We start from the raw sequence: 6,565 nt of genomic DNA on the forward strand, positions 1-6,565 counted from the left end.
ATTTAACTTCAATTTGTCGCTTAATATGGCATTAAAAACACAACTCATTCCTTATACTTTGAAATTTAAATTTGATGCTGGCACGTCTCGTGGTGTGTTACAGGAGAAGAAAACTTATTTGTTAAAAGTTTGGAATGAGTCTCATCCTGAAGTTGTAGGATGGGGGGAATGCGGACCGCTGGCCAAATTAAGTATTGATGATTATGAAGATCTGAATGATAGAATTGCTCCGCTGATAAAGATGATTGACGGCATTGAAATGCCGAAAAACACACAAGCTATTTATGATTTAGCATTTAAAATCGCTGGATTTGACTATCCTGCATTGCGTTTTGCAATTGAAGTAGCCTTACTTGACTTGATGCATGATGGTGTACGTAAAGTATTTGATAATGATTTCTATCATTCTCAGAATCAAATACCTATTAATGGGCTTATTTGGATGGGACACATGGAAAATATGCTACTCCAAATATCTGATAAGGTGGTGGAGGAATTTGATTGCCTGAAGGTAAAAGTTGGCTCTTTGGATTTTGAGAAAGAGGTAGATATTCTCAACTACGTGAGACGCAAGTATTACAATAGGCAGATAATGTTAAGGGTAGATGCCAATGGAGCCTTTAAACCACATGAAGCTCTGTATAAAATGAAGACCCTGGCATTTCAAAATATACATTCCATTGAGCAACCGATTGCCGCTGGCCAGCATGATTTAATGGCAGAACTTTGTGCCAACCCACCAATAGATATTGCCTTAGATGAAGAACTTATTGGTGTTCATAAAAAGGAAGAAAAAAAACAGCTTCTAGCTAAAATCAAACCTCAATATATTATTATCAAACCTACACTATTAGGTGGTATTCAATCTTCTCTAGAATGGATAGATGTTGCAGAATCATTAAATATTGGCTGGTGGATAACCTCTGCCCTTGAATCTAATATTGGTTTGAATGCAATTTGTCAGTTTACCTATGAAATAAAGGCTAGAGGACATCAGGGTTTAGGAACGGGTAAGTTGTATGAGAATAATTTTGATTCTCCGCTTACAATAAAGAAGGGGCATATCTATTATGATAGAAATAAAGAATGGGATTTAACAGAATTAGATTATGGCGAATTTATCTGAAGCATCACTTCATTCCTCTGGTAAGTTATGGTTTTTTAACAAAGACTATATCTCTGAATTCGTTTATGGGGGTATTGATGGAGTAATCACAACATTTGCAGTTGTGGCTGGTGCAGCCGGTGCAGGTGCTGATTTGTACTGGGTAATCATTTTCGGGTTTGCCAATCTGGTAGCTGACGGATTCAGTATGTCCGTTGGTAATTATTTTTCGGTAAAGGCAGATAGAGATAATTATGATAAACATAAGGCGGTAGAATATTGGGAGGTTGAGAATTTACGGGATAGGGAAATACAGGAAATCCGGGATATTTACGAAGCAAAAGGTTTTGAAGGTGATTTACTGGATAAGGTGGTAGAAGTAATAATTAAGGATAAGGAAGTTTGGGTAGACACAATGATGAAAGAGGAGTTAGAGCTGGTAAAAGACGATAAAACGCCATTCAAAACTGCATTTGCCACATTTGTGTCATTTAACCTGATCGGTATAATCCCTTTAATTTCTTATCTATTGGCTGCAACCGTTAATTTAAATACAGATAATTTATTTCTTATTTCCTGTATTTCAACAGGCTTTGCTTTAATGTTCGTAGGATATTTAAAAAGTATCGTAACTGAAACTAATTGGACTAAAGGAGTTATTGAAACACTGCTTTTAGGTGGTTTAGCTGCCTTTCTGGCTTATTATGTGGGAGAGGTATTGGCCTACTACTTTTTATAAGCTTTTAACTAATTGAATTTTTCTGCGTAAATTCAATTGGTCAAAACTCAAACAAAACAACAACGTAATGGTCAAAAATTATCTCAAAGTAGCTCTACGGAGCATACTTAAAAAGCGCGTATTTTCTCTTATCAACATTCTTGGATTATCAATTGGGGCAGCTTCCTTTCTGCTCATTATTAAGTATGTAGATTTCGAAAATAGTTACGACAATTTTCACAGCAAACCAGAATCTCTTTACCGTGTACAGCTCAATCAGTATTTGAATAATGAACTGATGATCAGCAGTGCAGAAAACTATCCGGGTGTTGGGCCTGCGATGGTCAATGATATTCCGGAGGTGAAAAGCTATGCCAGACTTTACAATATGGGCTATAAGAATAATATTGTAATCACATATGAAGATGCTCCCGGCCAGCCGGTAAAGTTTAAACATCGGAAGTTCTTGTATGCCGATTCCGCCTTTCTACCCATGTTTGGTTATGAAATGGCGAAAGGCGATGCTTCCTCGGCTTTAACCAAACCCAATACAGCCGTTCTCTCTGAAAAGTATGCTAAAATGTATTTTGGTGATGAAGAGCCCATTGGCAAAATGATCAGGCTGAATGATGATGATTATAACGATGAATTATGTGAAGTAACAGGTGTATTTAAAGATTTGCCAGCCAATACACATCTTAAATTTGATGTCCTATTTTCTTACAAAACACTCTACACCCGTGGAGATTGGGCACCTGGTCGATACAATGAATCATGGAGAAGAAAGGACATGTATACCTATGTCAGATTGGATGAAGGTGCTGAACCTAAGGTGGTAGAATCTAAACTGAATGATCTACTGAGCAAATATTCACCAGATTTGTCTGAAAGAAACAGAAGCGATGAGTTTTATCTTCAACCTATAGAAAGTATACACCTTACATCAAGTCTGGCAGAAGAGCCTGAAGCCAATGGCGATGCTGGCAATGTTCAGTCTATGATGATAATCGCCATTTTTATCATCTTGATTGCTTGGGTAAATTATGTGAATTTATCTACTGCCAGAGCACTTGAACGAGCTAATGAGGTAGGAGTGCGCAAAGCAATGGGTGCTTTCAAAAAGCAATTGATGTATCAATTTTTGATGGAGTCGGCTATAATCAATTTACTAGCAGTAGTACTGAGTATATTGCTGATCATTCTTTGCCTCCCAATGTTCAATCGAATTACAGGGCTATCTCTTTTAATTGTTGACTTCTTTAATCCTATAATACTCATTTCTGTGACTGGTTTGTGGCTGGTAGGTACCATCTTGTCAGGACTATACCCATCATTTGTACTTTCTTCTTTCAAACCGGTTTCTGTTCTAAAAGGAAAAATGAAGAGCTCTAAAAGTGGGATTTTTCTACGAAAAGGGCTCGTAGTTTTTCAATTTATTGCGTCTGTTGGGCTGATTGCAGGCACTTTAATTATTCAAAATCAGCTCGACTATATGATGAATCAGGACATTGGGTTAAATGTGGATCAGGTATTGGTTGTAGAACGTCCGGGAGTAGTACCAATTCGTGATGAATATACATCGAGTATCGATGTATTTAGAAATGAGATTGCTCAAAACGAGAATATTAAGGCACTTACGGCTTCCGTTACAATACCGGGTAAAAAGAGGGAATTCAAAGTAGGAGTAAAGCCCTACGGCAGTGGGGATGATGCTGAGGTAGTGTTGCGATTTAACAGTATGGATTATTCTTTTATTGACGTTTTTGAAATGAAATTGCTGGCGGGACGTGCATTTTCTGAAGACTTTATTAATGATTCGGATACCTCCGTAATCTTAACCAAAAAATCTTCTGAGCTACTTGGTTTTAAGAAACCTGAAGATGCAATAGGCGCTACAGTATCGATTCCTAATTTCCGCTGGAATCCCATTGTAGTGGGAGTAGTTAATGACTATAATCAAGAGTCGCTGCAAGAAGCACAAGACCCAACTATATTCTATTGTACAATGTACGGGGGCGAGTATTATTCAATGAAAGTAAATACAACCAACCTTGCCAGTACAATTGAACATGTTGAAAAGTCTTATACGAAAGCTTTTCCTGGTAATCCGTTTAGCTATTTTTTCCTGGATGATTATTTCAATCGGCAATATGAAAATGAGCAGCAATTCGGTGAGCTTTTTAGTGCTTTTTCTATTCTTGCCATTTTGGTTGGTAGTTTAGGTCTGTTTGGTTTAGCAGCTTATACTGCGCAACAGCGCACTAAGGAAGTAAGTATCAGAAAAGTGTTGGGCTCAAGTAACCCTCAGATATTCGTATTACTTTCTAAGGGTTTTATGGGGCTGATAGGAATTTCCATTTTAATAGCCGTGCCACTGACGTATTATTTTATGGATTTATGGCTTAACTCCTTTGCCTATAAACAACCTATTTCGTTCTCAGTATTTATCTATGCTGGTGTATTGGTGCTGGGTGCTGCATTAATTACCATCAGCTTCCAGACTGTCAAGGCTATGAATGTGAATCCTGTGAATGCACTAAGGCACGAATAATACTATTTACCTATGAGTATGAACGGGGCCCAGAAATAGGGCTCCGCGTATTCTTTGGTTTTGATCAATTCAGCCTTGGCCTGCTTAAGAGGCTGTGTGTAGCTGGCTGAACTCATGTTTTCATAGAATGATGTCATTAAATCAGCTGTGGAATTATCTGATACACTCCAAAGTGACACCACCAAATTATTAGCTCCGGCATAGAGTAAAGCACGTGATAAGCCAATAACCCCTTCACCTTTAGATAATTTGCCTAGCCCGGTTTCGCATGCTGACAGTGTTACCAAATCAGTATCAAATTGTAGGTTATAAATTTCTCCTGTAAACAGGTTGCCATCCTCAATTACACTTGAATTAAAATATATTCGTGATAAGGCCGGATTGGTTTCATTAACCACACCATGAGTAGCAAGATGTACATATTTGTACTGCCTGAAATCCTGAATTTTTATTTCACTTTCATTGGCATTTTCTTCTAATAAATTCTCCGTGCCATATCCTTTACTGGTTAGAATAGAATTTAAATCTTCAAGTTCTTTCTTGCTACCAGGCAAATTAGGCAGATCAGTAAAATTTACAGGAGCACATAAGAAAGCTTTATCTTCCATCATAGAGTGCTGTGGTTGCTCAGCAACAAAAAGTGCACTGGCATAGGAGTAACTTATTGCATAATCATTAATTAAAAAGGGCATTTCAGCAAACCCGGTATCCTCTTTTGGTTCATCAGTCAATAGAGCTTCAAATGGAATTGTACCTAATCTTCCTGCAGGCACTATAATCAAATCGGTTGTGTTTTTGTCTAACCTTTTTGGTATGATAATATCATGCAATTCAGAAGCTGTGAACGTATATGTTGGTTTCACCCGAAAGTAAATCCCATTTCTAAATCCACTTATGTACTGATCAAATTCTTCTGTTTGTGGATTGTTGTGAATTTTAAATTTGTCGGCAGTTAGTTCAAAAATGTAGACTCTTTTAGAAGTTTCTGTCAGAAAGTAACTGAGCATGGTTTCTGATTCTGACAACTTACTTTGTACTTCTTCAATAGTGGGTAAAGAGGTGTTGTATTTAAGGGCAAAATACTTCGGATACTTTTGTTCAATCTCTTCAATAAAATCATTGTAGTCATTACGTGCAGCGAGAAGTTGAGATTGAAGTTTACTTTTTTGAGCCGCATCTTCTTCTTGTAACACCGAGTTTTCCAGAAACGCAATTTCAGATTTTAAAAACAGTTCTTTGTCCAGTTCTCCTTCGCTCATTCCTGCAAAAGATTTGGCTTTTGCATCTGCAATGGCTTCCAATAACACGGCTGATTTACTCTTTTCCGCGAAATAGAAAGAGAGCGCATAATATTCGTCCTTTTTTACTACAACATCGCCCATCGCTTTACATAGTTCAACTCCTGTTTCATACACCGAAGAAGCCAATTGTCCCAAAGCTATTTTATCTGCCTCATTGGTTCTAACCTGACGAATTTTATCGACCAATGTATCGCAAGACTGAAGTGTGCTTAAACTTAGTTTTAAGTCGCTAAACTTCAGTGTTTTATTAAAGTGTAAATCGGCAAATGCCTTAGACTTATAGAATAGAGAATTGAGTAAAGTATTGCTGCTTAGGTAGTAGTTTACATTGGGGTTCTTTTCAATGTCAGTTGAGTTAAAACCCTTTGTATTGGCTATCAAAGCTTGCTGATAGAGATTAATGGCCTCTTCAAACTCTCCTTTAATATTTTTAATGTTGCCTATCAGATTAAGAGTGGAGGCAACTTCAGGGTGCTGTTCGCCATAGAATCGCTTATACAAGTTGAGTGCTTCCTGATATGATTTTAGTGCCCCATCGAGGTCCTGCATTTGTTGTTTTGTCTGCCCGATGTTTATATGAATAAACCCTTCATTTGGGTGTCCATCAGGGTACAAAGCTTTCCACGTTTTTAATGCTTCGTTGAAGTTTATTGAAGCATCACCATATAGTTCTAAATTCCTGTAGGCAATACCAGTATTAATTAAGCCCTGAGCCGTCTTTTCATGAGAATTTCCAAAGATATTCCTATATATATTAAGCGCGTTTTCATAATAATCCAATGCCAAATCAGTATTGACCGAATTTAAAATCAGACCTAAGTCATTATACGAGGCAGCTACCTTTTCATGATTACTGCCAAATAGGTTCTGTCGAATTTTAAGTGCTTGTT

General features: G+C 37.4%; 4 protein-coding genes. 3 read left to right on the forward strand and 1 reads right to left on the reverse strand.

Going from position 1 to position 6,565, the window contains the following annotated elements:
• Positions 1-25 precede the first annotated feature (25 nt).
• From RLO81_RS09970 to RLO81_RS09980, 3 genes are all read left to right on the forward strand, one after another.
• A complete protein-coding gene (locus RLO81_RS09970) occupies positions 26-1,126 on the forward strand; it encodes an o-succinylbenzoate synthase (protein WP_350110841.1) in 1,101 nt (366 codons plus the stop codon).
• Positions 1,110-1,844, forward strand: coding sequence for a VIT1/CCC1 transporter family protein (locus tag RLO81_RS09975; RefSeq protein WP_350110844.1), 735 nt, complete (start codon positions 1,110-1,112; stop codon positions 1,842-1,844). Before RLO81_RS09970 ends, RLO81_RS09975 begins: the two co-directional genes overlap by 17 nt.
• A gap of 67 nt (positions 1,845-1,911) precedes the next feature.
• On the forward strand, positions 1,912-4,374 hold the full coding sequence (locus RLO81_RS09980; RefSeq protein ID WP_350110846.1) for an ABC transporter permease: 2,463 nt from the start codon (positions 1,912-1,914) through the stop codon (positions 4,372-4,374).
• A gap of 2 nt (positions 4,375-4,376) precedes the next feature.
• Here the strand turns inward: RLO81_RS09980 and RLO81_RS09985 are convergent.
• Positions 4,377-6,565: CHAT domain-containing protein (locus tag RLO81_RS09985; RefSeq protein WP_350110849.1), on the reverse strand; the 2,189-nt coding region annotated here is incomplete at its 5' end.

Source organism: Fulvivirga sp., assembly GCF_040220315.1.
Lineage (GTDB): Bacteria > Bacteroidota > Bacteroidia > Cytophagales > Cyclobacteriaceae > Fulvivirga.